Source organism: Nitrospirota bacterium (genome assembly GCA_040754395.1).
Lineage (GTDB): Bacteria > Nitrospirota > Thermodesulfovibrionia > Thermodesulfovibrionales > SM23-35 > JBFMCL01.
Genome location: JBFMCL010000007.1, coordinates 59,185 through 82,990, shown reverse-complemented (window position 1 = coordinate 82,990; position 23,806 = coordinate 59,185). Strand labels below are relative to the sequence as shown.

Annotated in this window: 20 protein-coding genes and 1 tRNA gene; 17 read left to right on the top strand and 4 right to left on the bottom strand. The window is 46.4% G+C overall.

Features of this window, described 5'->3' with window-relative positions; translation table 11 throughout:
* Window positions 1-11: 11 nt before the first annotated feature.
* The 4 genes from bamA to pdxA are packed head-to-tail and all read left to right on the top strand — an operon-like array spanning window position 12 to window position 4,662.
* Entirely contained in the window at window positions 12-2,714 is a 2,703-nt protein-coding gene (gene bamA / locus AB1552_05260; protein MEW6053186.1) for an outer membrane protein assembly factor BamA, read from the top strand.
* Window positions 2,704-3,267, top strand: coding sequence for a hypothetical protein (locus AB1552_05255; GenBank protein ID MEW6053185.1), 564 nt, complete (start codon window positions 2,704-2,706; stop codon window positions 3,265-3,267). Before bamA ends, AB1552_05255 begins: the two co-directional genes overlap by 11 nt.
* 7 nt (window positions 3,268-3,274) lie before the next feature.
* Window positions 3,275-3,691 carry a secondary thiamine-phosphate synthase enzyme YjbQ gene (locus AB1552_05250; protein MEW6053184.1) on the top strand — a complete coding sequence of 139 codons (417 nt, stop codon included), beginning with the start codon at window positions 3,275-3,277 and terminating at the stop codon, window positions 3,689-3,691.
* A complete protein-coding gene (gene pdxA, locus AB1552_05245; GenBank protein MEW6053183.1) occupies window positions 3,688-4,662 on the top strand; it encodes a 4-hydroxythreonine-4-phosphate dehydrogenase PdxA in 975 nt (324 codons plus the stop codon). The genes AB1552_05250 and pdxA overlap by 4 nt, the downstream gene beginning before the upstream one ends.
* A gap of 46 nt (window positions 4,663-4,708) precedes the next feature.
* Here pdxA and AB1552_05240 read toward each other — a convergent pair whose 3' ends face one another.
* The gene (locus tag AB1552_05240) at window positions 4,709-5,617 is read right to left on the bottom strand and encodes a TIGR01777 family oxidoreductase (protein ID MEW6053182.1); all 909 of its coding nucleotides are present in this window, start codon (window positions 5,615-5,617) and stop codon (window positions 4,709-4,711) included.
* 77 nt (window positions 5,618-5,694) lie between these two features.
* Here AB1552_05240 and AB1552_05235 point away from each other — a divergent pair, with 77 nt between their 5' ends.
* Window positions 5,695-6,945: an MFS transporter gene (locus tag AB1552_05235; GenBank protein ID MEW6053181.1), complete on the top strand. Its 1,251-nt coding sequence runs from the start codon at window positions 5,695-5,697 to the stop codon at window positions 6,943-6,945.
* 21 nt (window positions 6,946-6,966) lie between these two features.
* The gene (gene rsmA / locus AB1552_05230; protein MEW6053180.1) at window positions 6,967-7,740 is read left to right on the top strand and encodes a 16S rRNA (adenine(1518)-N(6)/adenine(1519)-N(6))-dimethyltransferase RsmA; all 774 of its coding nucleotides are present in this window, start codon (window positions 6,967-6,969) and stop codon (window positions 7,738-7,740) included.
* 35 nt (window positions 7,741-7,775) lie between these two features.
* On the opposite strand, the gene ftsH is transcribed toward rsmA, so the two are convergent.
* A complete protein-coding gene (gene ftsH / locus AB1552_05225) occupies window positions 7,776-9,656 on the bottom strand; it encodes an ATP-dependent zinc metalloprotease FtsH (GenBank protein MEW6053179.1) in 1,881 nt (626 codons plus the stop codon).
* Window positions 9,657-9,782: 126 nt separating this feature from the next.
* Between ftsH and AB1552_05220 the strand changes: the two genes are divergently transcribed.
* The 10 genes from AB1552_05220 (at window position 9,783) to AB1552_05175 (ending at window position 20,009) form a co-directional block, all read left to right on the top strand.
* The gene (locus tag AB1552_05220) at window positions 9,783-10,124 is read left to right on the top strand and encodes a YtxH domain-containing protein (protein MEW6053178.1); all 342 of its coding nucleotides are present in this window, start codon (window positions 9,783-9,785) and stop codon (window positions 10,122-10,124) included.
* Window positions 10,125-10,893: 769 nt separating this feature from the next.
* A complete protein-coding gene (locus tag AB1552_05215; GenBank protein MEW6053177.1) occupies window positions 10,894-13,953 on the top strand; it encodes a chemotaxis protein CheB in 3,060 nt (1,019 codons plus the stop codon).
* Between the two features lie 21 nt (window positions 13,954-13,974).
* Entirely contained in the window at window positions 13,975-15,255 is a 1,281-nt protein-coding gene (locus tag AB1552_05210) for a PAS domain S-box protein (GenBank protein ID MEW6053176.1), read from the top strand.
* 72 nt (window positions 15,256-15,327) lie between these two features.
* Window positions 15,328-16,491 (top strand): ATP-binding protein, encoded by a 1,164-nt coding sequence (locus tag AB1552_05205; GenBank protein MEW6053175.1) that lies wholly within the window; start codon window positions 15,328-15,330, stop codon window positions 16,489-16,491.
* On the top strand, window positions 16,469-16,837 hold the full coding sequence (locus tag AB1552_05200; GenBank protein ID MEW6053174.1) for a response regulator transcription factor: 369 nt from the start codon (window positions 16,469-16,471) through the stop codon (window positions 16,835-16,837). The genes AB1552_05205 and AB1552_05200 overlap by 23 nt, the downstream gene beginning before the upstream one ends.
* Before the next feature lie 214 nt (window positions 16,838-17,051).
* Window positions 17,052-17,345, top strand: coding sequence for an SdpI family protein (locus tag AB1552_05195; GenBank protein ID MEW6053173.1), 294 nt, complete (start codon window positions 17,052-17,054; stop codon window positions 17,343-17,345).
* Window positions 17,346-17,527: 182 nt separating this feature from the next.
* Window positions 17,528-17,749, top strand: a complete 222-nt coding sequence (locus AB1552_05190) for a sulfurtransferase TusA family protein (protein MEW6053172.1) — start codon at window positions 17,528-17,530, stop codon at window positions 17,747-17,749.
* Between the two features lie 9 nt (window positions 17,750-17,758).
* A complete protein-coding gene (locus AB1552_05185) occupies window positions 17,759-18,178 on the top strand; it encodes a DsrE/DsrF/DrsH-like family protein (GenBank protein ID MEW6053171.1) in 420 nt (139 codons plus the stop codon).
* 14 nt (window positions 18,179-18,192) lie between these two features.
* On the top strand, window positions 18,193-19,377 hold the full coding sequence (locus AB1552_05180) for a cysteine desulfurase family protein (protein MEW6053170.1): 1,185 nt from the start codon (window positions 18,193-18,195) through the stop codon (window positions 19,375-19,377).
* Window positions 19,374-20,009 carry an iron-sulfur cluster assembly scaffold protein gene (locus tag AB1552_05175; GenBank protein ID MEW6053169.1) on the top strand — a complete coding sequence of 212 codons (636 nt, stop codon included), beginning with the start codon at window positions 19,374-19,376 and terminating at the stop codon, window positions 20,007-20,009. The genes AB1552_05180 and AB1552_05175 overlap by 4 nt, the downstream gene beginning before the upstream one ends.
* A 213-nt stretch (window positions 20,010-20,222) precedes the next feature.
* Here the strand turns inward: AB1552_05175 and AB1552_05170 are convergent, their stop codons facing one another.
* Window positions 20,223-22,097: a bifunctional diguanylate cyclase/phosphodiesterase gene (locus tag AB1552_05170; protein MEW6053168.1), complete on the bottom strand. Its 1,875-nt coding sequence runs from the start codon at window positions 22,095-22,097 to the stop codon at window positions 20,223-20,225.
* A 270-nt stretch (window positions 22,098-22,367) separates the two neighbouring features.
* On the opposite strand from AB1552_05170, the gene AB1552_05165 reads away from it, so the two are divergent.
* The gene (locus AB1552_05165) at window positions 22,368-23,426 is read left to right on the top strand and encodes a PAS domain-containing sensor histidine kinase (protein MEW6053167.1); all 1,059 of its coding nucleotides are present in this window, start codon (window positions 22,368-22,370) and stop codon (window positions 23,424-23,426) included.
* Window positions 23,427-23,564: 138 nt separating this feature from the next.
* On the opposite strand, the gene AB1552_05160 is transcribed toward AB1552_05165, so the two are convergent.
* A tRNA-Ser gene (locus AB1552_05160) sits at window positions 23,565-23,654 on the bottom strand.
* Between the last annotated feature and the right edge of the window lie 152 nt (window positions 23,655-23,806).

The window sequence follows — 23,806 nt, the reverse complement described above, 5'->3', positions numbered from 1 at the left end:
TGATGAATTCCTTGTCAGATGCTCCGCCTGTATCGGGGAAGGGAGTATTTACCCCCTTTTTCTTCTGTGCCCTGCTTCTTGTATGGTTCTTTTTCCCTGCGGCTTTGCCGGCTGCTGTTGTCGGCAATGTTGAAGTGAAGGGGCTTTATTCCATCGAACGGGAAGAACTCCTCCATCTTCTCGGTATCAGCCCGGGGGGAACCATTAATGAAGATATTATCAGGAGCGGCATTAAGAGGGCTTTCATGAAAGGCATCTTCGAGGATATTGCGGTCGAAACGAAAGGCGGAGAAAAGACAGATGTGTTTGTCGATATCACTGAAAGGGACTTCATCGAGAAGATTACCCTGAAAGGAAACTTCAGTGTCTCCGGAAAGACGCTCAGGGAAATGCTCATCCTTAAAGAAGAAGGGTTTCTTCTCTGCGATATGGTCGAAAAGGCGGTCGCAGATCTGAACCCCAAATTGGCGCAGCTCGGGTACCCGCGGGCAAGCGTCAAAGCTGAGATTGAAAGACTGGAAGAACCCTACCGTGTCAATATCAGCCTTTTCATAGAAACGGGAACCCCCGAAGTCATACAGTCGATAAAAATCTCCGGTGTGGCGGAAGAGCTGAAAGAATTCATGAAATTATCCGAGGGCGATGTGTATGACCAGCTTGTCTTGAAGAAGGACATCGCCAGAATAAGGGCTCTTTTGAAGAAACAGGGCTACTACAGGCCGCTGATCAGCAGCTACTCCTTTTCCGAGGGTGAGCTGAGTATTGCGGTGAATCCCGGGAGAAAGCTCCGCGTTTCGATCGAAGGAAATGAAGAGGTGTCTGAAAAAACGCTCATGCATGAGATCCCTTTTTTCACTGTCGAGGATTTCAATGAGGATATCGTTCAGGAGGCTGTCTACAGGATGATATCATTGTACTATGAAAACGGATATCCATTTGCACAGATAGCCCCTGTTGTTACAGAGGAAGACGGTTCTGCAGCGGTAAAGTTTTTTGTCTTTGAAGGCCCTGAAGTGAAGGTGGGCAGTATTACGATCAGGGGGAGCAGCTTTTCCGAGAAAAGACTCAGGAACGTTCTTTCTCTGAAGGAAGGCAAAAAATACAACCCCGACCTCATTGAAGCGGACAAAGAGATACTAAAAAATTTTTATTATGCACTGGGATATCTGTCCGTATCTGTTGACGACTTTGAGACCTCCTATGATGAAGCTTCCCGGCAGATGAAACTCGTGATAACCATCAATGAGGGGGAGAAGACCACGATAGGTCAGATATCTGTAACAGGCGCAGCGCAGATTGCACCTGAAGAGATAAAAAGGGTGATCAGGCTCAAACCCGGAGATCCCTATAATGAGGTTGATATTGCGGATGCCCGGTACAGGATCATTGAGCTTTACAGCAACAGGGGATTTCCTGATGTGAAGGTGGTGGTGCAGAGAGAGATTGAGGGCACGAACGCTACTCTGGGGTTTACCATAAATGAAGGGGCAAAGGTATTTTTCGGGAAAACGATCATCACGGGGAATTCCAGGACAAAATACCATATTATCGGGCGCGAACTCAAAAAGAAGGAGGGACTTCCCTTTGACTACAGTATGATGACCCAGGAGAGACAGGAACTCTACCGCCTGGGACTATTTTCAGATGTCGAATTGCGAACCCTGAATGAAAGCGAACAGGAAAGGGACATCCTTGTCAGGCTCCGCGAAAGCGATGCAGGGACTGTCGAATTCGGTATCGGATATACGGATTACGAAAGAATCAGGGGGTTCATGGATGTCGGCTACCGGAACCTCTGGGGCATGAACAAACAGGCTTCCTTGCGGCTCGAACTGAGCACTATCGAGCAAAGGTACCTGTTTCAGTACTATGAACCATGGTTTCTGGAAAAACCTATTCCTTTCCGCCTGTTCCTGCTGGGGGAAAAAAGGCGTGAAATCGACATCGATACCCGGGATGTACGTTACCGCCTCACACGACACAGCGCGAATGCCGGAACGGAAAAGAAGCTGGGAAAGAATATCAAGGCAGAACTGTACTATGAATTCTCCCTCGTCAAAACCTATGATGTGAAACCTGATGTAATCCTGAGCAAGGAGGACACGGGGACGCTCGTCATAAGCGGCGTCCGGCTGAGTCTGATTTATGACACGCGTGACAATCCTTTCTATCCGAGCAAAGGGGTGCTTGCCGGAGTGTCCACGAAGATGACCACCCCCGTGTTCCTTTCGGAAACGGATTTTGTAAAGCTCATGATGCATTGCAACATCTATCATAAACTGATTACCGGGATAGTGCTCGCAGCGTCTGTGAGGGGAGGTATTGCAGAAGGATATAATGATACCAGGGAGCTGCCTATCGTAGAGCGTTTTTTTCTCGGAGGCAGAACGACGGTGAGAGGATATGAACAGGACACGCTCGGGCCAAAGGGGGCAGACGGAAACCCGACCGGCGGAAACGCATTTCTCATGGAAAATGTTGAGATCAGGGCTTCCGTTACAAAGAATTTGGGGATCGTTGCCTTTCTTGACGGGGGGAATGTATGGGTGAAGGCCGAGGATATGGACCTCTCTGATTTCAGATTTACGGCAGGGCTTGGTGTGAGATACAATACTCCTGTCGGACCTATCAGGATCGATTACGGGCGGAAGCTTCAAAAGGAAAAAGGGGAGAGCACCGGTGAACTGCATTTCAGCATTGGCCATGCATTCTGAAACAGCGAAGGGCATTGTGCAGGGAGCCTTTTTCTTTGTATGCCCTGTGATTCTTTCCGTCTTCCTTGCTTTTCCTGCCGTGCTCATCGCGCAGACAAAAGACCGGGTGGTTGCGTATGTGGACAATACGGCGATAACGCTCAGCGAACTGGAAAAGCGTTTCGAGAATACTGTGAAGGTGACGCCGAATATTACGAGGGATGAGGTGCTGAATACCATGGTCAACAGGGTCCTCCTCCTGCGCGAGGCCGCAAAGATCAGGTTGGGAGCTCCCTCTGAGGAAGACCTGCTCAAGGAATACGTGGACCTGAAGATCAAGGCGTTTATCAGGATACGGGAGGAAGATATAGAGGCATATTATGCCCGGCATATGAGCAGTTTTGAGGGAAAGGCACTCGATGATGTCAGGGAAGATATTGAGAACTATCTTGTCGAAAGAGAACTGAACCAGCGCCTCAAGGCGCATATCAGCGAACTGAGGCAGGACTCCTGTATAAAGGTCCAGCTGCATCAGGAAGATGATCAGAAAAAGATCTCAGGAGGCGCTGAATAACAACACCATGAAAACCTATCGGAAAGAATTATGGTTCCATGTACCAACCCGGCGGGCGTTTGTCAACATAACCCCTGAGGTAGAGAAATGCCTCAGGGAAAGCGGGATACGGGAGGGACTTGTGCTGGTAAATGCCATGCATATCACCGCCTCTGTTTTCATCAACGATGATGAACCCGGACTCCATCACGACTATGAGGTCTGGCTTGAAAAACTTGCCCCCCATGAACCGGTTTCACAGTATCGTCATAACGTGGGAGAGGACAATGCGGATGCCCATATGAAGCGTCAGGTCATGGGCAGGGAAGTTGTGGTGGCGGTTACGGACGGGAGGCTTGACTTCGGCATCTGGGAACGGATTTTTTACGGCGAGTTTGACGGAAGAAGGAAGAAGCGGGTGCTGGTCAAGATTATCGGGGAATGAAAAAAATCGCGATCACCATGGGCGACCCGGGAGGAATAGGACCTGAAATCGTCCTGATGTCACTGTTGTCTCCCCTGGTCAGAAAATGCTGCTCCCCGGTAGTCATCGGCGATCTCTCCGTTATGCACGAAACCATTGATCTTCTCAAGCTGCCCCTGAAAATCAGGGCAGTTGACACTCCTGATGATTCGAGAGATTCCGGGAAGACTATAGATCTCATCGATCTGGCAGCATGCAGGATGATTCCGGCACACAGACCGACTGCCAGGGGCGGCAATGCCAGTGTGAGCTATGTAAAGAAGGCCGTGGCGCTTGCCCTGAGCAAAAAGGTTGACGGGATCGTTACTGCCCCCATATCCAAGGAAGCGCTGAAGATTGCAGGCTTCAGATGGCCGGGACACACGGAAATGATCGCTGAGTTAACACGGACCAAGGACTATGCGATGATGCTTACGGGCGGCCCCCTGAGGGTTATTCTTGTCACCATCCACACCGCATTAAAGCTTGTGCCGAGCCTGATTACCACACAGAAAGTTGCAAGAACACTTCGTCTCGCGCACAGGGCATGTACTATGCTCGGGATAAAAAAGCCGAGGATAGCGGTTGCAGGGCTGAATCCGCATGCAGGGGAAAAAGGCATGTTCGGTGACGAAGAGATGAAGATTATCATTCCCGCAGTAAGAAGGGCGGCAAGAGAGGGCATTCCCATTTCAGGGCCGTATCCGCCGGATACCCTTTTTCACAAGGCGTACAAAGGTGAAGTTGATATGGTCGTCTGCATGTATCATGACCAGGGACTGATCCCCCTCAAGATGATCGCTTTCGATAAGGGGGTGAATGTTACCGTCGGACTTCCGTTTGTCCGCACGTCCCCGGACCATGGAACCGCATATGATATTGCCGGGAAGGGCATTGCAGATCCTTCGAGCATGATCGAAGCGATCATGCTGGCGGCACGGCTGCGGGTATAAATTTTATTCGATCGTCCCCGCAGGGAGTAACAGGAGTATAAACACCCTACCGTGTGTCGGCAAAGACATCTCTCAGGGCATCATCCAGTAGCGGATAGGTGAACAGGAATTTTTTCTCCTGCATCTTTCCCGGGATCATTCTCTGGCTGAAGAGCACCACATCTGCCGTCTCCTGCAGTATCAGTTTCAGCATGAATACGGGGAAAGGAACAACAACCGCCTTTTTATATTTCCTGAGATGATCGACAAAATCCCGGAAATGCACCGGATTCGGCGCAGAGGCATTGACCGGTCCGGATATGTCGGGGTCAGTTGCCGCTGCGTAATAGATGCGGAGAAGGTCAGTCATGTGGATCCAGGAAAACCACTGATTGCCTGAACCGAACATGAGCGTGAACCCGAAATGCATGGATTTGAGCAGCTGGGAGAGAATCCCCCCGGTTTTAAGGAGCACCGGTGCGGTTCTCACCTGAACAGAACGCATTCCCGCTTTTTCGGCCCGGCGTGCCTCCGCTTCCCATGCTTTGCAGACGTCGGCTAGGAACCCCTGACCAGGGCCCTCATGTTCCAGAAGTTCGGAATCCCCACGGTTGCCATAGAATCCTACCGCAGAGGCTGAGACAAACACCTTCGGCTTTTGTCCGAGTCCTGAAAGGAAATCGACAAGATTTCTGTTCACGGCAATCCGGCTTTCCCTGATCGCTTGTCTTGCCTTTTTGTTCCAGAATGTGAAAATATCCTTGCCGCTCAGGTTTATTACCGCATCCACGCCTTCAAACCATGCCTTGCTGAACATCTCAGGTTTCAGCAGGTCGACTACGTGAGACTGCAATTGAGGTGACGTTATTCTCGAACGGTTCCTGTCCAGGATAACGACCTGGTGGCCGTTATCGAGAAAATGCCCGGCAAGATGCTGTCCGATAAAACCGCTGCCGCCGCAAATAAGCACTTTCATGGACAAATTATATCAGGATATGCGGCATTTGTCTTTTTCCAGTCGTGGTATGATAACGGTAATGCGTAAAATGCCCGATGTCCCTGAATAAAAGACATATCATAAGCTGGACACTGTTTGACTTTGCAAACTCGAGCTACTCCGCGGTCATAATTGCGGTGATATTTCCCGTGTTTTATGTCAACAGCATCGCAGGGAACGAATCCGGTCTGGGCGATCTGTGGTGGGGAAGGGCGATATCCCTGAGCATGGCGGTTGTTGCCGTGAGCTCACCTCTTCTCGGAGGCATCGCTGATTTCAGCGGGTTCAGAAAGAAATTCCTCTTTCTCTATACCGTGCTGAGCGTCTGCGCCATCGCGAGTCTTTCCCTTCTCGAAAAAGGAATGCTCGCGGAAGGATTCCTCCTGATCGTCGCCGCAAACATCGGGATGGAAGGGGGGCTTGTTTTTTACAATTCCTTTCTGCCGCGCATCGCCCCCCGTGAATATCAGGGCAGGGTCTCTGCCTGGGGTTTTATGGTCGGCTATGCAGGCTCCATCGTATCACTCCTGATCGCCCTTCCGCTGGTTGCCTCAGGACATTTCAGGGAAACATGGGTCATGGTGGCGATTTTCTTCGGTATCTGCTCACTTCCGGCCTTTCTTTATCTGCCGCAGGATCAGAGGGGAACCCTGTCACCCGTTCATGCCGGAATGAGGGGTATCAGACATACGATAGTGACGCTCCGGGAAATATGGAAAAAGAAAGAACCGAAAAAATTTCTCCTCTCGTATCTTGTCTATGAGGACGGCGTAAACACCGTCATTGTATTTTCAAGCATATTTGCTGCAACAACCCTCGGGTTTCAGCCGCAGGAGCTTATTGTCCTCTATCTGGTTGTGCAATGCACCGCGTTGCTCGGATCACTGGTAATGGCAAAGCCAATTGATGTGTGGGGACCGAAAAAAGTCGTGTTTCTGGCACTCCTGCTGTGGACGTCTGTTTCTGTGCTCGCCTTTTTTGTGCATATGAAAACGCATTTCTGGGTCCTTGCGTCCTGTGCAGGAGTCGGGCTCGGCACAGTTCAGGCAGCGTCAAGGGCGTTGTATGCCCGGTTCATTCCGGAAGGGAGAGAAGCGGAGTATTTCGGTGTCTATTCCCTGGTTGGAAAATCGTCTGCGATCATCGGTCCACTGGTCTTCGGGCAGATGTCGGTAACATTCGGCAGTCAGCGGCCTGCCATACTCTCTGTGGCAGCATTTTTCCTTATCGGCATGGTGATCCTGTATTCGGTTAAGGAAGGTGCGCCGGATATGCCTGCGGAAAAATCCCTGCCGGGCAAAGGATAGAGAAAAAGGGATACAGGGATAATGAAAAGAAGGCTCGGACAGCATTTCCTCGATAACCCTGCAGTGATCAGCAGGATCATCCAGGCCGCGCAGCTTGAGCCTTATGACCTTGTTGTCGAGATAGGCCCCGGCCATGGAAAAATGACGAAGATGCTTGCAGAGAAGGCCGGCAGGGTGATCGCGATCGAGCTTGATGAACGGTTATATGACAGGCTGAAAAGGGATCTGGCCGGGTTCGGCAACATTGATCTTATACTCGCTGACGCCCTGGAGTTCGACTATGGCGGGCTGCCGGATTTCAAGGTTGTCGCAAATATCCCTTACTATGTGACAACCCCGATACTTTTCAGGCTTCTTGAGGCGAGGAGAAATCTCTGTTCCATGACGCTGACAATACAGAAGGAGGTTGCGGAGCGGATTGTTGCGTCACCGGGAGGCAAAGACTACGGGGTGCTTTCGATCATGGTCCAGTACTATGCAGTAACGCATTTCGCATTCGTTATCCCGGGGGAGGCATTCAGGCCTGTACCGAAGGTTGATTCAGCGGTTGTGCATATCCGTCTGCTCGACAGGCCTTCGGTTGAAGTCAGGAATGAACAGCTGTTTTTCAGGATCGTGAAAACCGCATTTTCCCAAAGGCGCAAGATGCTCTCGAATTCGCTGAAGGGTATGCGGGGAGATCCGAAAGAATGGCTGCACAAAGCGGCAATAGATCCGGACAGAAGACCGGAGTCCCTGCATATGGAAGAATTTGCGAGGCTTGCCGATGTATTGTCAGATATGCAGCCGGAATGAATGAAGCGTGATTGACAGTTTTTCCTGAAGTTCTTTCATTGCGATTCCCTGATAATCCGCGCGATGTTATCTCTCTCCAGAACCTCGTCTTTTATCAGCGCATCGGCAAGGTTATCAAGGATATGCCGGTTAGTCGCCAGTATCTCTTCCGCTTTTGCTTCCGCGCGGGTGATCAGTTCACGTATCTCCTGATCCATGAGCCATGCCATTTCCTCGCTGTATCGCTTGGGAAGGGCAAGTTCCCTCCCGAGGAAGGGGTGTTCCTCTCCCCGTCCGAGATTCAGCGGACCGACCTTTTCGCTCATGCCCCACTGCGCAACCATCTTTTCCGCAAGCATAGTCGCCTCTTTCAGGTCGTTCTGGGCGCCGCTGCTGATATCATTGAACACGATCTTTTCAGAAACCCTGCCGGCAAGCGCAACGCTCAGCCGGTTCATAAGATAGGATTTCGGATAATAATGCCTGTCTTCCTCCGGGAGCAGTTGCGTTACCCCCATTGCCATGCCCCGCGGGATGATGCTGACCTTATGGATGGGGTCTGTTCCGGGAAGGTTCCAGGCAACCAGTGCATGCCCTGCCTCATGATAGGCGGTGATCCTTTTCTCGAGATCACTGATCGTTTCCTCCCGCACCGCACCCATGAGGATGATGTCCCGCGCTTCCTCGAAGTCGCTCATATCGATTTTTTCCTTGTCTCTTCTTATGGCGATAAGTGCAGCCTCATTCGTAATGTTCTCGAGGTCGGCACCTGTCATGCCCGGCGTGCCCCGCGCGATTTTTTCAAGGTCAACATCGTCCGCAAGAATTTTTTTGCCGGTGTGTACCTCAAGGATTGCCTTCCGTTCTTTCAGGCCCGGCCTGTCGATGACGACATGCCTGTCGAATCGTCCCGGCCTGAGCAGCGCCGGGTCGAGCACGTCAGGCCTGTTGGTTGCAGCCAGCACAATCACCTCCTCATGCGATTCAAACCCGTCCATTGCGCTCAGAAGCTGGTTGAGGGTCTGTTCACGCTCATCATGGCCGCCTCCCAGTCCTGCGCCTCTTGTTCTTCCGACCGCGTCGATTTCATCGATAAAGATGATGCTCGGCTGAGATTCCTTCGCCTTCTTGAACATGTCCCGCACGCGTGACGCCCCGACCCCGACAAACATCTCGATGAATTCTGAACCGCTTATGCTGTAAAAAGGCACGCCCGCCTCGCCTGCAACGGCCCGTGCCAGAAGGGTTTTCCCTGTTCCCGGAGGCCCGACCAGAAGCACCCCTCTCGGGACATTTGCGCCCAGTCTCTTGAATCTGGAGGGGTCTTTCAGGAATTCTATCGTCTCCCTGAGTTCCTGCTTCACTTTCTCCATGCCCGCAACGTCCTTGAACGTAACACTGACTTTTTTTGCGTCGAAGAGTTTGGCCTTGCTTGCGCCAAAGGTGAAGAGCCCGCCAGGACCGCCCTGGACCTGCTGTGCCCGTCTCATGATCAGAATCCATACGCCGATAATGATTACCCATGGCAGAACACCGATAAGAAACTGCCAGAGGAGGGACCCCTTCTCGGAAGGTTCCACATCGACAATGACGTTCTTGTCCTGGAGTTTTTTCAGAAGCTCCTGACCCTGAAAGGAAGGCAGAAACGTCTGAAACTTTTTCATGGTGATCGTTGTTTTCTGGTCGGGAAGCGGCACCGATATTTCCTTGATGAAATCCCCGGTCACCTGCAGGTCTTTGATGGTAACGGACCGGATGTTGCCGGCTTCAAGCTGGGCCATGAACTGGCTGTAGCTGATGGAATGCTGCCGGGAGCCTTCGAGATTGAGAAAGACTGTCCAGAGGTACATGAAAAGAAAGAACACCAGTACCGCGATGGTGATTCTCCACTGCGGGGATTTTAACTTGTCCGCAAGGCTTTTCTTTTCTTCCGTCATGAATACCATATTATATAATATGCGCAAAAAAGCAAAGACTTTCCCTGTGTGCGCTTCGCCGGAAAAGTTGACTCTCTCGCGCATACCTGTTAAAGTTTTATCATATACATCCTGAAGGAGGTCGATATGGACGACGACTATAAAAAGATCGCAGGAGCATTTCTGATCGGGGGAGTTATCGGTGCAGCCATTGCCATTCTGTATGCACCTAAATCAGGAAGAGAGACCAGAAAAGATATCACAAGGACTGCACGGCGCATTAAGCGGGAGACAGTCCATCTGGTAAATGATGCGATAGACAGTATCAATGATTTTACGGTTGATGTAAAGGATAAGGTCTCGGATGTCATTGACCAGGGAAAGGATCTTTCCGAGAGTGCAAAAAAGGAGATTCTGAAAAACCTTGATCACGGCCAGAAGGTGATTGAAAAACAGAAAAAGAGACTTATCGAGGCCCTCGGAATGTAAGGAGCCTGCCTGCCGTCTGCGGATACTTTTATATGCAGGAAACACGTAGCGGGTGAGATTCAAACTCACGAGAAACGCTGCTAATCAAGGGGGTCAAGCCATTCATCGAACGGGCATTGAATGAGTGCTGTTTATGGAATTATCCGTGTTCAGTGCAAGCAAAATGAAATCCGCCTGCACCATTTAATTGGCAGGTGATGAGACGTGCAAGTCAGAATTTGTATGCATAAAAACTGTTAAATCTTTTTTCACATTCTTCCTGGTATAAACAAAACGTAAGATTCTGATAGAACTAGGCATTTACATAGAAATGAGCGTTTAAAAAATTATGTCCCCTGCTGATTACCAAAAATAACTCGCAATACAAGGTTTCCAGTGATAGGGTGAAGAAAGACCTGTTGCCTCACGTAGGAATCTATACGAAATGGGTATTCGTTGCCTCACCAAAAATCTATATGAAAGCAATTTAGATACTGACATGCTTTTGGTATGAATTCTGAGATGTGTATGAGCTTCTTCTATTTGGGGATATGCTTTACTGGGTCTTAGTCGCCGCCTGTTTTTCTTTGACCGCTGACCGCATTCCTGCGTCCAGCTTGCTGACAGAGACAGTACTTGATTTTTCGTATAGATTTTTAAATGAGGCAACGAATCAATTTCATATAGATTTTTGATGAGGCAATTCGAAAGATTGCTAATGAATATGTTTTTTGTTACAATTTTAATGTAAATTAATATAAAAATGTAAATTAATATAAAAAGGTTAACGATGGGCAAAAAGAAAGCTGCTCCGGTAAGAAAGAGCGCTTCTGTTTCCAAAAGAGCTTTGTCTGACAAGAAATCTGCAAAAATCATTTCTCCAAAACGCGGCGGACTGTCTGACCGATCTAAATTAAAACTACCTTCTGCAGAATATGCTGCCGCAGTTAAGAAGCCTGCATCAGGATTTCCTTTTGTCGGAATCGGCGCTTCAGCCGGAGGGCTGGAGGCGCTGGAACTTTTCTTCGCCCATATGCCGCCTGAAACAGGCATAGCCTTTGTTATTATCCAGCATTTAGACCCCAAGCACAAAAGCATTATGGATGAACTTCTTAAGAGACATACCACTATGAGGGTATTACAGGCAGAAGACGGTATAGCACTTGAACCCAACTCTGTGTATCTCAATAAACCTGACAAGGAAATCAACATCTTCAATGGCAAACTCCAGTTGACAGATCCGGTTGAAGCCCATCCTGTAAGGCTTCCGATTAACCATTTTTTCCGGTCTCTGGCTGAGGACCAGGGCGAGAATGCTGTCTGCATCATCCTGTCCGGAAGCGGATCAGACGGAACCCTGGGTATCAAGGAGATCAAGGGTTCCGGCGGAATGATAATGGTTCAGAATCCGGAACAGGCACAGTATGACAGTATGCCAAGGAGCGCCATAGAAACAGGTCTTGTAGACTATGTTCTGCCGGCAGAAAAGATGCCGAAGGAACTCATAGGGTACATAAAACAACCCTATGTGAAAGGGTACAAGACTCGTGTCGGCGCTGAGCATCTTGACGCCATCCAGAAGGTCTTGATGCTGGTAAGGTCCAGAACCGGCCATGATTTCAGCCATTACAAACAGAATACCGTTCACCGCAGAGTAGAACGCCGCATGGCTCTCCACAAAATTACCAATATCCAAAATTATGTCCGGTATCTTAAAGAAATACCAGCTGAAGCGGACAGCCTGTTCAAAGACCTCATTATCGAGGTGACCAGTTTTTTCAGAGACAATGAGGCATTTGAAGTCCTCGGCAAAAAAATTATTCCGGCAATAGTGGAAAATAAAAAACCTGATTCTATAGTGCGGGTCTGGGTTCCGGGTTGTGCCACCGGTGAAGAACCATTCTCCATTGCGATGCTTTTTCAGGAAACCATGGAGAGGTTGAATAAACGCCTGAATGTCCAGATTTTTGCCACAGACATAAACAGAGAGACTATTGAAAAGGCCCGCTTTGCCAGGTTCCCAGAAGGCATTTCAGCGGATATTCCGGCAGAAAAGTTAGTAAGGTTCTTCATAAAGGAAGGCGGGGGGTACAGGATCAGGAAAACGATCCGCGATATGGTAGTCTTTGCTGTCCAGAACATTATCTCAGACCCTCCTTTTTCAAAACTTGACCTGGTCAGCTGCAGAAATATCCTGATCTACATGGATTCAGTGCTCCAAAAGAAAATTATCCCGTTATTCCATTACACTCTAAATCGGAACGGGTATCTTTTCCTGGGATCATCTGAGAGCATAGGAGAGTTCAGCGGGCTTTTTTCACCGGTTGATACAAAGTGGAAAATATACCAGCGCAAAGACGTTTTTGCCGGGAAGGTTCCGGATTATCTTTATGCTCCTGCTGCTGATGCTCATCCGGAATACATGAAAAAACCGGGACAGACTGTTCTTAAAGAGATAAATATGCGGGAAATTGCAGAAAGGCTTATCCTTGACGAATATGCTCCACCGTGTGTTTTCATTGATGAAGAATATAACATCCTCTATTTTCAGGGATCAACTGACCGGTACCTGACTCAGCCAGCCGGTGAACCAAGCTTTAACCTCATTGCAATGGTGCGCGAAGACCTTCGCTATCAGATCAGCGCATTGCTCAGCAAGTCCGCAAGACAAAAAGAGACTGTTCTCCGGGAAACGTTCCGGATAAAACAGAAAGAAGGCTATCAGACTGTTGAGATAGTAGTGCGAACGATATTGCAGCCGGACCTGAAACAGAAAATCAAGGTGGTCATATTTGAAGAGAAAACATTTCCCGAGGAAAAAGGCGTGAAGAAGAAAAAGACTTCCAGGGATGCAAAAAATGATCTGAGGGTGTCAAGCCTTGAAAACGAGCTCCGGTCAACAAAAGAGTATCTACAGGCAACTGTTGAGCAAATGCAGACAACCAACGAAGAGCTGAGATCGGCAAATGAGGAACTGCAGTCAACGAATGAGGAATTGCAGAGCACCAATGAAGAGCTGGCAACCTCCAAGGAGGAGCTGCAATCGACCAATGAGGAACTGGTTACCGTAAACACAGAGCTTCAGGATAAGATAGAGGCGTTGGTGCAGGCCAACAGCGATATCAACAACCTTCTTGCAAGTACAGACATCGGTACCATCTTCCTGGACAATAATCTCAGGATCAAGCGGTTTACACCTGCCATGAAAAACTTCTTTAACCTTATTCAGGAAGATGCAGGCCGTCCTATCAGTGACATCACCTCAAAAATTCCATTTGTTAATGTCTCTCAGGAAGTCCGGACAGTGCTGAAGGATTTACAAAAACGGGAGTTCGAGGTTGAGACCGAAAACAGCAACTGGTATTCCATGCGCATTTTGCCATATAGGACAATTGAAAATACCATTGACGGGGTTGTTATTGCGTTTATGGATATAAGCGAGCGCAAAAAGGCAGAGCAGATGGGAGAATCTGCAAGGATCTTTGCCGAGAGTATACTTAATACTGTTCGTGATTCCCTTGTGATCCTTGATGAGCGTCTGAAAGTAGTATCAGCAAACAGGTCTTTCTATAAGACCTTCAAAACTTCTCCGGAAGAGACTGAAAACATACTTGTCTACAACCTTGGAAACGGCCAGTGGGATATACCTAAACTCCATGAACTGCTGGATGAGATTATTCCGAAGAGGAATTCATTCAATGACTTCAAAGTCACTCACCAATTCCCAGTCATAGGGCAGAAGAAGATGCTTCTGAATGCGCGTGTTGTTGATAGTCCCGGCCAGCGCAAGCTTATTCTTCTTGCTATTGAGGATATTACAGCGAAAGAGGATACAGAAGCAGCTGGATAGTAAACAGGAAGAAAGTTTCGTATGAAATCAAAAAAAACAGGACAGAAAAATCCTTCCGAACTTCGCAAAAGAGCAGAGGAGAAACTAAAATCTCAAACAGCCCAACATGGGGTAATGTCTGATAGCGATACACAGCAGTTGATCCATGAACTGCAGGTTCATCAGATAGAGCTGGAGATGCAGAATGACGAACTTCGTAAAGCACAGGCAGAACTTGAAGAATCAAGACGCAGATATTCTGACCTCTATGACTTTGCCCCTGTCGGCTATTTTACCTTTGACAAAAACGGGCTGATACTGGAAGTAAACCTTACCGCCGCATCTGAGTTAGGTGTAAAAAGGAGCCTTCTTATTGACAAACCATTCCGAACCTATATCCCTATCGAAGACAAGAATATATTTGATCTGCACCTTCAGCAAGTTTTTAAAGGTGAAGACCGGCGGACATGTGAAATAAGACTAAGGAGAAAAGCGGGTGAGTTTTACGCGCAGTTGGAGAGCATAATGATAAATGATTCCTATCACAATAACGTATGCAGGACTTCAGTAATTGATATCAGCGAACGCAAGAAAGCGGAAGAAGCATTGCGGAAAGCACATGATGAATTAGAGATAAAAGTTAAAGAACGTACCGCTGATTTGACAATAGTAAATGAAGCATTGTTGAATGAAATTGCTCTGCGTAAAGGGTCTGAAAATCAAGTGAGATCTACCAATGCCCTTCTGAAACTATTCACAAGAAAATCCTCCCGAAAAGAGTATCTCGACTCTGTAGTAGAGTTGATCCACAGCTGGAGCGGCTGTTGCTGCGTGGGGATCAGAATACTAGACATATATGGCAAGATACCTTATGAGTCATATGTTGGCTTTAGTAAGGAATTCTGGGAATCTGAAAACTGGCTTTCAGTCAGAGATCATCAATGTGCTTGCATCCGTGTAATATTGGGGAAACCAGAACTGCAAGACATTTCTGCTATGACGCCATTTGGTTCTTTCCGATCTGATAATACAATGAAGTTTGTCGGTGAACTTCCAGAAGAGGAGCAAGCAAGATTTAGAGGCGTTTGCGTATTGAATGGATTTACTTCTGTTGCTGTTATCCCAATTCGTTACCAGGAGCAAATACTTGGTGCAATCCATATTGCAGACAAAAAGGAAGGAATGGTGACTTTGACGCTGGTGGAATTCCTTGAGTCAATGTCTCCTCTCATTGGCGAAGCAATTCAAAAGTTCTCCACTGAGGAAGAATTAAAAAAATACTATCATCACCTTGAGGGATTAGTAGAAGATCGTACAGCCTAACTCAAAAAAAATAATCTAGAACTTCAAAGCTTAAATGATAAATTGAAAGCTGAAATAGAAGTTCGCGAGAGAATGCAGGGTGCGCTTGAAATAAGCGAAAAGCGTTACAAAAAAATGGTCGAAGCAGTAACTGTATATACTTATTCAGTTCAGGTAAGCAAAGGTAATGTAATTTATAGCGAGCACAGCATAGGATGTCTGCCAATAACTGGTTACAGCAGAGAGGAATTTAAATCTGATCCTCATTTATGGTACTCGATGATCTATCCAGACGATAAGACAATTGTTGAAAACACAATCAAAGAGATTATGGTGGGCAAGAAGGTTTTTCCAATAGAACACCGGATAATACGTCGAGATGGAGGATTAATCTGGATTCGTAACACCTTGGCTCCATACTATAATGAAGATGGAGCATTAATAAGATATGATGGTTTGATCGAAGATATCTCGGAACGCAAACATACTGAGCAGGAATTGAAGCATTTATCGGATGAACTGAAACGTTCCAATGAAGACTTGAATCGATTTGCCTCTGCAGCCTCGCATGACCTTCAGGAGCCCTTGCGTGGAATTGAGGGCTTCATAAAACTTTTACAGAAGCGGTACAAGGGCAAACTTGATGAAAAGGCTGATGAGTTTATCGATTATGTTGTTGAAGATGTCAAGAGGATGCAGATGCTTATTAACGACCTGCTGGAGTATTCGCGGGTAAGCGCAAAAAACAAGGTTGTAAGCCCTGTAAATTGTTCGGTGGCCTTGGAGCAGGCATATTACAATCTTCGCTCAGCTATTGATGAAAGTGGTGCTGAAGTTACCTATGACCTGTTGCCGACTGTAATGGGTGATGATGCCCAATTCATCAGGTTATTCCAGAACTTAATAGGCAATGCCATCAAGTTTCGCGGCAAAGAGCCATTAAAGATTCACATATCAGCCCATCGGGAAGGGGATGAATGGACATTTTCAATCAGGGATAATGCTATAGGCATTGATCCGGAACAGGCTGAGCGTATTTTTGTCATCTTTCAACGTCTGCATTCAAAGCAAGAATATCCGGGGACAGGATTGGGTCTTGCACTCTGTAAAAGGATTGTAGAGCACCATGGTGGAAGAATTTGGGTTGAGTCGAAACCAGATTCGGGTGCAACATTTTACTTTACCATCCCTGAAAGACAGGAACATCTTTTAGAGTTGCAAGGAGAAGAGAGTAGTGATAAGAGTTCTGATAGTTGATGATCATTTGATACTGCGTGAGGGACTGAAGATGATACTTGAGGAAACAGAGGATATTCAAGTGGTCGATGAAGCCTCTGACAGTGAGGAAGTTCTTGATAAGGCGAAGGAGAACAGTATTGATGTTATAGTGATGGATATTAATATGCCAAAAAGAGACGGGTTTTCTATTTTAAGGGAATTAAAAGTTCGGGGGAATAAAATACCTGTTTTGATGTTAAGTTCATATTCAGGGGAAGATTATGGTGCTCTCTCAATAAAAGAGGGTGCAGCCGGTTACCTTACGAAAGATCACGCTCCGGCAGATCTCATTGATGCAATAAGAAAGGTGATTCAGGGGAAATAGGATACCTTCTTCATAGGCAATGCCAGGCGTAAAGGCTATCTATTTACATATGTACTCCGCTCTCAATAGTCGTCAACCAAAATGCGTAGTTGATGAAGAAATATTGAATTTTCGAGTCTAAAGCATTGTAGGTGGACTACGTAAATCAAAGGGGTCAATTTTGGATGAGAATTAACGGTAAGCAATGATATTGTTATGAATAAATTTCACGCATATGGATAACCCGCCCTTTCTGATACCTTCAGTCATTCTGATAATTATTGCAATACCGCTTATTATAGGATGGATACCAAGGAACAGGTTTTATGGGGTACGCACTTGCAAGACACTTTCAGATGATCGTATATGGTATGCTGCCAACAGATTTGGAGGTTGGCTGTTTGTCGCATCCAGCCTCATTTATCTTGCAATTGCGTTCTCTGTCCCTTGGTGGGCTCATATAACGGGTCTTTTTTTTCCACTGGCGATAAGCATTTTTGTCATTTATCTCTATACAAAAAAGCTGTAGTATCGGATAGATTAATATGGCTGTGGTGCTCATCAAAACAGGATTCTGCGACAAGGGCGTGTATATCTGACACGTCCTAATTTGTTTTTTTCGATGATAATTTATATATTTCTATTATAAGGATGGTGATAACCTGGTCTGTCGTATAGTCACTGAGATATCTATGCTGGAGGTGATATCGTATGGCCGAGATTGTAGTAGATTGTTCCAATGAAACATGTCCGGTTCCCTTGGTAGAAACCCGTAAAGCCCTGAGAAAAGCAAAGGAAGGTGATGTCGTCGTAGTAATTGGCACGCATCCGGCGTCTAAGAAAGAAATACCGATGGCAGTGAGGGCGTTAGGGCTGGAATTGCTGGATATTAAGGAAGATGCAGGTATTTGGACAATCAGAATTCGCCGATAGGGGGGAAGCATGGCAAACAAAGCAACCATAATAGCACACAGTGGTGATATGGATAAAATATACAGTGCGCTAATCATAGCCAATGGGGCACTTTCCATGGGCATGGAGGCGTCAATCTTTTTTACCTTCTGGGGGCTTCAGCGTCTCAAAAAGGGTGGCCTGGATAAGGGCCCCCTCTCAAAAATGAATATGCTGGGGCTGGGAAAACTGATGGTTAAGCTCAAAATGAAGAAAGTGGGAGTTGCGTCTCTGGAGAGGATGTTGCAAGATTTTACGGAACTTGGCGGCAAAATACTCGCCTGCGATATGACGATGGAAATTATGGGAATCAAGAAAGAGGAGTTGAGAGATGATCTGATATCGGATTACTGTGCTGTCGGCACGTATGTGAATGAAGCACGGGATTCATCCATCACTCTTTTCATTTAACAGGAGGCTGAATTGTGACCGGAAAGCGTGTGTATTTCGATAATTCCGCGGCAACTCGTATGGATAACAGGGTATTGGATGCGATGAAACCATACTTTTTTGATAATTATGCGGTTGCCACCTCTGAGTTTGCCTATTCAGAGGGCATCGATGCCAGGGAGGCCCTGGATAGCTTTCGCAATATCCTCGCCGCATCCCTTGGTGCCGGTTCCGAAGAATTTATTTTTACTTCGGGAAACACCGAATCTTCTAACATTGCTCTCAAAGGAGTTGCGCTTGCGCTCAGCAGGAAAAAAGGGAAGCATATCATGACATCGAAAATCGAAGATTTCCCGGTGCTGCATAGCGCGAGGGCTCTTGAAAAGGAGGGCTTTCAGGCAACCTATCTGGAAGTGGACGGCGAGGGTTTTATTAACCTCGATCAGTTAAAAACCTCAGTTACCGACAAAACTATCCTGGTGTCGATTCAGCATGCGAATCAGGAGATCGGCACCGTCCAGGATATCGAAAAGATTGGAGAAATCTGCAGAGAGAAAAACGTGCTGTTTCATGCCGATGCCACGCATACCTTTCCCAGAGTCCCTATTGATGTGAAGCGATTTCCTGTTGATTTGATTACGGTATCCGCCCATACTATCCACGGTCCGAAAGGCATAGGCGGCCTTTATGTAAGGAAGGGAACACCGATAACAAAATGGATCGATGGAGGTTTTCAGGAATTTGATATCCGTCCTGGTATGGAAAATATACCAGGAGCGGCGGGCTTTGCTAAGGCGGTGGAACTTGTGACCTCGGACGAAACCCGGAACCTGCAGGCTATGCGGGACCGGCTTATTGACCGCGTACTCGCAGAAATACCGGATACCACACTGAACGGGCATCGCTGGAAACGGCTGCCGCAGAATGCCAATATCACCTTTCACTTTGTCGAAGGCGAGTCTATTACCCTGCATCTGGACATGCACGGTTATGCTGTAAGCACTGGCTCTGCGTGCTTCAGCCGTTCTCTGGAAAGCAGTCATGTCATCATGGGTATTGGCGGAGACCACGAAAGGGCACATGGCTCTATACGCTTCACCTTTGGTCGCTACAATACAATGAGCGAAATTGACGAAATAGTCGGGACACTGGCAGAGATCGTGAAGGAACTAAGAATGATCAGCCCGCTTGGAAAAGAAAAAACGGAGGATATGAAATGAAATTTCCTTACAGTGAAATAGTGCTGGAACATTTTCGCCACCCGCGAAACGTAGGACAAATCGAGGATGCCGATGGGAAAGCGACTGAAGGGAGTCCTTCCTGCGGAGACATGGTGTCCGTCTATATAAAAGTTGATCCTGAGAGCAAAACTATCAGTGACATCAAATTTGAATCTTACGGCTGTGCATCAAATATTGCGACCGGATCTATCATCACTGAACTTGCAAAGGGAAAAACGCTTGATGAAGCCAGGAAGATCAACTGGAAGACTGCTTCGGAAGCGCTTGGAGGCTTGCCAAAAATAAAAGCCCACTGTTCTGTGCTCGCGGTGGAGGGGTTGCGTTCAGCAATACAGAACTACGAGGAGCGCCATGGACTGGTCAGGGAGAAAAAACCGACAACGGAAGACGAAATACACAGGCGACTCAGGAAGGTGATGAATCCGTTGTCAGGGCTTGATTTGGAGCGGACCAACCTGGTAAAGGAAGTACAGTTGAAGGATGGCAGCGTTCGTATAGCGATAGACCTGCCTCCCGATCATCAGTTTTCCAATTCGATCAGGGAGGAGATCAGGGAAAAGATTGAGCCCCTCTGGGATATCAAAGAGGTTGTGATTGATTTCATTGCTTGAACAAAAGAAGAGCGCGAGATACGAAAAAGAAATGGGGAAATTCGGAATAGGGGAGAGATAACGAGGCATTTCAATGCGCAAGATGCAAAAGCGCAGGAGAAACTGGTATTGCCCTTGTGCCTATTAAAAAAACCTTCCGTACGAGAAAAATCATAATTATTGTCCTTTTTCCCCGTATATTTGAAAAGGGTGGGAGACAGGTCGATAGACGGTTTACTGAATATTCGTTGCTATCAATGCTTCAGCATCTTGCCAGCCCAAAGGTTTTGAGAACCAGTAGCCCTGATAATAATCACATTTCAATTTTCTCAATTCTTCGAGTTGCCCAATTGTTTCAACCCCTTCTGCAATCACCTTCATTTTCATGTTATGAGCCATTGTAATAATAGTTTTGACGATTTCCATTGTCGGTTTGTTGGTACACATAGACTGTACAAAAGACTTGTCAATCTTGAGATTATCGAACAAGAATTTGTGAAGATAGCTTAAAGAGGAGAAACCGGTCCCAAAATCATCGATCTGGATCTTTATATTCATTGCCATTAACTTTGAAAACACTTTAGCAGCAATTTCAGGATTGTTTATGATAACGCTTTCAGTAATTTCCAGTTTCAGACAGTCTGGATTGAGACCGGTTGTGCTCAGAATCTGTTTTGTCATCTTCACGAGGTCGACTGTAAACTGTTTGATGGAGATATTTACGCTTATTGTTAAGTGTGAATATGCAGGGAAAAGCCTGTGCCATTCACGCATCTGCCTGCATGCTTCATGAAGAACCCATCTGCCGATAGGGATGATTAAGCCTGTTTCCTCGGCTATCGGAATGATCTCATTCGGGGCAACCAGGCCCCTCTCCGGAGAATCCCATCGCAGGAGGGCTTCAAATCCTGCAATTTCGTTAGTCTCACACAAAACTATAGGCTGATAATTTAGCAGAAACTGATTTTTTTGAATTGCCTGCTGCATGCTGCTTTCCAACTGCAAATACGAGACTGCCTGGGTGTGCATGATTTCATCAAATATCACATAGCATCCCTTGCCAAGCTTTTTGGCCCTGTACAAGGCGGTGTCAGCATCCCGAAGAATATCTTCGGGATTTGTATACTCCGGCGTACTTATGACGATCCCGAAACTTGCCGTGATATTTACAATATGGCTGTTTATGTTTATGGGAACTTTGAGCAGGTTGTGAAGGCGTTCAGTCACACTTATCACATTCCTGACCGTCTTGATGTCTGCCAACAAAACCGCAAATTCATCTCCTCCAATGCGTGAAACCGCATCATATTCGAACCTTGATACTCCATCATAAGGACGTACGTGCTTTTTCAATCTGTTTGCCACTTCTATCAGCAGTTGATCCCCGGCAACATGGTTCAAGCTTTTAATGATTTTCCTGAAATTGTCGATGTTAATGATGATAACAGCAAACTTATAATCCTTTTTTCTTCTTGCTTTGGCCATTGATGCTTTGAGATGGTCTAAAAACAGAGCCCGGTTAGGCAGTTCAGTGAGAAAATCATAAGAGATATAATATTTTATTTTTTCTTCGAACATCTTGCGTTCGGTGATATCCCTGGCAATTCCGCAAATACCCAATGGGTTACCTTTAAAATCCTTTAATATACTGCCAATAAATGCATAGGGGATTTGCCTCCCGTCTTTGGTAACGGCTGAAGCCTCAATGCTGGCATAGCCTTCCTTTGTTATTCTGTTGATAGCTTCCTCAATTTGCTGAACGTCCTCCTTGAGGAAAAACGCGGTCGGTTTCATTGAGGATATTTCCTCGTCGCTATATCCTGAGACATCATTCATTGCCTTGTTCCATCTGAGAAATCTGCCCTCCAGATCAAAAACAAAGAATATATCTTTGAGAGCATTCAATACATTTTCAGTAAATGCCTTTTCCTCCAGTAACTCCCCCGTTCGTTTTTTCAGTTCGGCAGTTCGAACATTCATCTCTAATTCAAAGTCGTTATGTGTCCGATCCAGTTCTTCTTCTGCTGATTCTTTGAACTCGGTAAAACGGTGACGCAGTTCCGCCAATTCATTAATAAGCTGCCTTTTTGTCTTATTTGTATCAGTCATCAGTCATCTGTCTCCCTTTAAAGCCGATGCTTATTATTAATGAATATACAATATTTCATGGTAATTGTCTTCATGTTGTTTGCAAATGAGTGAACGAGTGAAGGTCTTTAAATACCCCTGCTCTGCCTCCCCCTTTCCCCTGCACTCGAAAGTTCCATTTATCATCACAATTACTGACATGAAAAAATGCTTTTGCTATAATGGAGGCAAAGGGGTTCTTTGGTGGAAAAATAATCAATAATGTGATTTGAATGGCAATATCGGAAGACGATGAAAATTGAAGAATGTCAAATTTATGAGGCAGTGAAAAACAGTCTTCCTGTGGGGTTTATGCTGGTTGATGAGGCAGGTATGATTATCGACTTCAATGCTCAGGCCGAGTTAATCACTGGCTTCTCAAAAAGCGAGGTGCTTGGTGAATCTCACCTCGAGATGTTCCATGGCACAACCGACAGGGAGGCCTGTCCGCTCTTTCGGTTTGCTCTTGATAAAAAGCAACAGACAGCTGCAGCAGAGACAAATATAAAGCAAAAGAACGGTGAAGTAATCACTATCCTTGCCTCAATAGCACCTATTTTTGATGAAGATAGGAATTTTATCGGAGGCGTTGAAATATTCAGAGATATTACAGAAATCAAGAAGCTGGAAAGAGAACGGAATAATATTCTTCCCATGTTTGCTCATGATATGAAAAATCCTGTTATTACGGTGAGCGGGTTTTTATCAAGATTGATTGCAGGCAAAGTGGGTTCGCTTACAGAACCCCAGTTAAATTATCTGCACATGATGAAAGATGAGCTCACAAAAATTGAAGACTTGATAAGCGATTTCCTTGAATTTTCCCGTTTTGAGGCGACGCAATACAGACCCCTGAAAAGTGCATTTAACATAGAAGAAGCCATAAACCATCAGATAGAAATAATTAAACATGAGGCAGATAAGAAAAACATCCGAATCTCTTTTGAATATCCCGAGAATTTGATCCCCGTGATTAGCGTTGACGGAAAAATGATAGAAAGGGTTATCACAAATTTATTTGATAATGCAATCAAATACTCCCCGGGCGGTTCCTCAATTACAGTTAAACTTGCTGACTGGAATCTGGAAGTTCTGGTACAGATGATTGATACGGGGATTGGTATATCTGCAGAACACATTCCTTATATCTTTGATGCCTTTTTCCGTGTTCACAGAGACTCAGAAGGCTCGGGTCTCGGACTTTCCATCGCTAAGGCGATTGTTGAAGCACACGGTGGGAAGATATGGGTAAAAAGTCAGACGGGAAAGGGATGCACTTTCAGCTTCACCCTGCCAAAAAATAAAGGATAATGTAGCAGGTTGTTCTTTCCAATGTTGTCGTGTCCCGGAGGAAATGTAGATCCAAAATCCAGCGATACGGAATGACCGGTTTACCAAACGTTTGCGTTATGTATCGCTGGAGTTGGGTATATAGATCAAGAAGTAGAATGGCGGAGGGGGTGAGATTCGAACTCACGGTAGAGTCACCCCTACAACGATTTTCAAGACCGTCGCCTTAAACCACTCGGCAACCCCTCCGGCGTTATTGAATAAAGAAAGCGAGCAGCGGAAAGCATGCAGAATACATCCGCGTGATATTATACCAGAAACCTGTCCTGAAAATATTGCGAACTGCCTTCATCTCCGGCGCAGCGGAATTGTTTCATTTGACTTTTTGGGCTGAATTCATT

Excerpts from the sequence above, each read along its gene's own strand:
- AB1552_05175 (MEW6053169.1), top strand. The coding sequence starts at position 19,374 with ATGAAATTTCCTTACAGTGAAATAGTGCTGGAACATTTTCGCCACCCG.
- ftsH (MEW6053179.1), bottom strand. The coding sequence starts at position 9,656 with ATGACGGAAGAAAAGAAAAGCCTTGCGGACAAGTTAAAATCCCCGCAG.
- AB1552_05170 (MEW6053168.1), bottom strand. The coding sequence starts at position 22,097 with ATGACTGATACAAATAAGACAAAAAGGCAGCTTATTAATGAATTGGCG.
- AB1552_05205 (MEW6053175.1), top strand. The coding sequence starts at position 15,328 with ATGCAGGGTGCGCTTGAAATAAGCGAAAAGCGTTACAAAAAAATGGTC.
- AB1552_05195 (MEW6053173.1), top strand. The coding sequence starts at position 17,052 with ATGGATAACCCGCCCTTTCTGATACCTTCAGTCATTCTGATAATTATT.
- AB1552_05220 (MEW6053178.1), top strand. The coding sequence starts at position 9,783 with ATGGACGACGACTATAAAAAGATCGCAGGAGCATTTCTGATCGGGGGA.
- AB1552_05250 (MEW6053184.1), top strand. The coding sequence starts at position 3,275 with ATGAAAACCTATCGGAAAGAATTATGGTTCCATGTACCAACCCGGCGG.
- rsmA (MEW6053180.1), top strand. The coding sequence starts at position 6,967 with ATGAAAAGAAGGCTCGGACAGCATTTCCTCGATAACCCTGCAGTGATC.
- AB1552_05185 (MEW6053171.1), top strand. The coding sequence starts at position 17,759 with ATGGCAAACAAAGCAACCATAATAGCACACAGTGGTGATATGGATAAA.
- AB1552_05190 (MEW6053172.1), top strand. The coding sequence starts at position 17,528 with ATGGCCGAGATTGTAGTAGATTGTTCCAATGAAACATGTCCGGTTCCC.
- pdxA (MEW6053183.1), top strand. The coding sequence starts at position 3,688 with ATGAAAAAAATCGCGATCACCATGGGCGACCCGGGAGGAATAGGACCT.
- AB1552_05235 (MEW6053181.1), top strand. The coding sequence starts at position 5,695 with ATGTCCCTGAATAAAAGACATATCATAAGCTGGACACTGTTTGACTTT.
- AB1552_05240 (MEW6053182.1), bottom strand. The coding sequence starts at position 5,617 with ATGAAAGTGCTTATTTGCGGCGGCAGCGGTTTTATCGGACAGCATCTT.
- AB1552_05210 (MEW6053176.1), top strand. The coding sequence starts at position 13,975 with ATGAAATCAAAAAAAACAGGACAGAAAAATCCTTCCGAACTTCGCAAA.
- AB1552_05255 (MEW6053185.1), top strand. The coding sequence starts at position 2,704 with ATGCATTCTGAAACAGCGAAGGGCATTGTGCAGGGAGCCTTTTTCTTT.
- AB1552_05165 (MEW6053167.1), top strand. The coding sequence starts at position 22,368 with ATGAAAATTGAAGAATGTCAAATTTATGAGGCAGTGAAAAACAGTCTT.
- AB1552_05215 (MEW6053177.1), top strand. The coding sequence starts at position 10,894 with ATGGGCAAAAAGAAAGCTGCTCCGGTAAGAAAGAGCGCTTCTGTTTCC.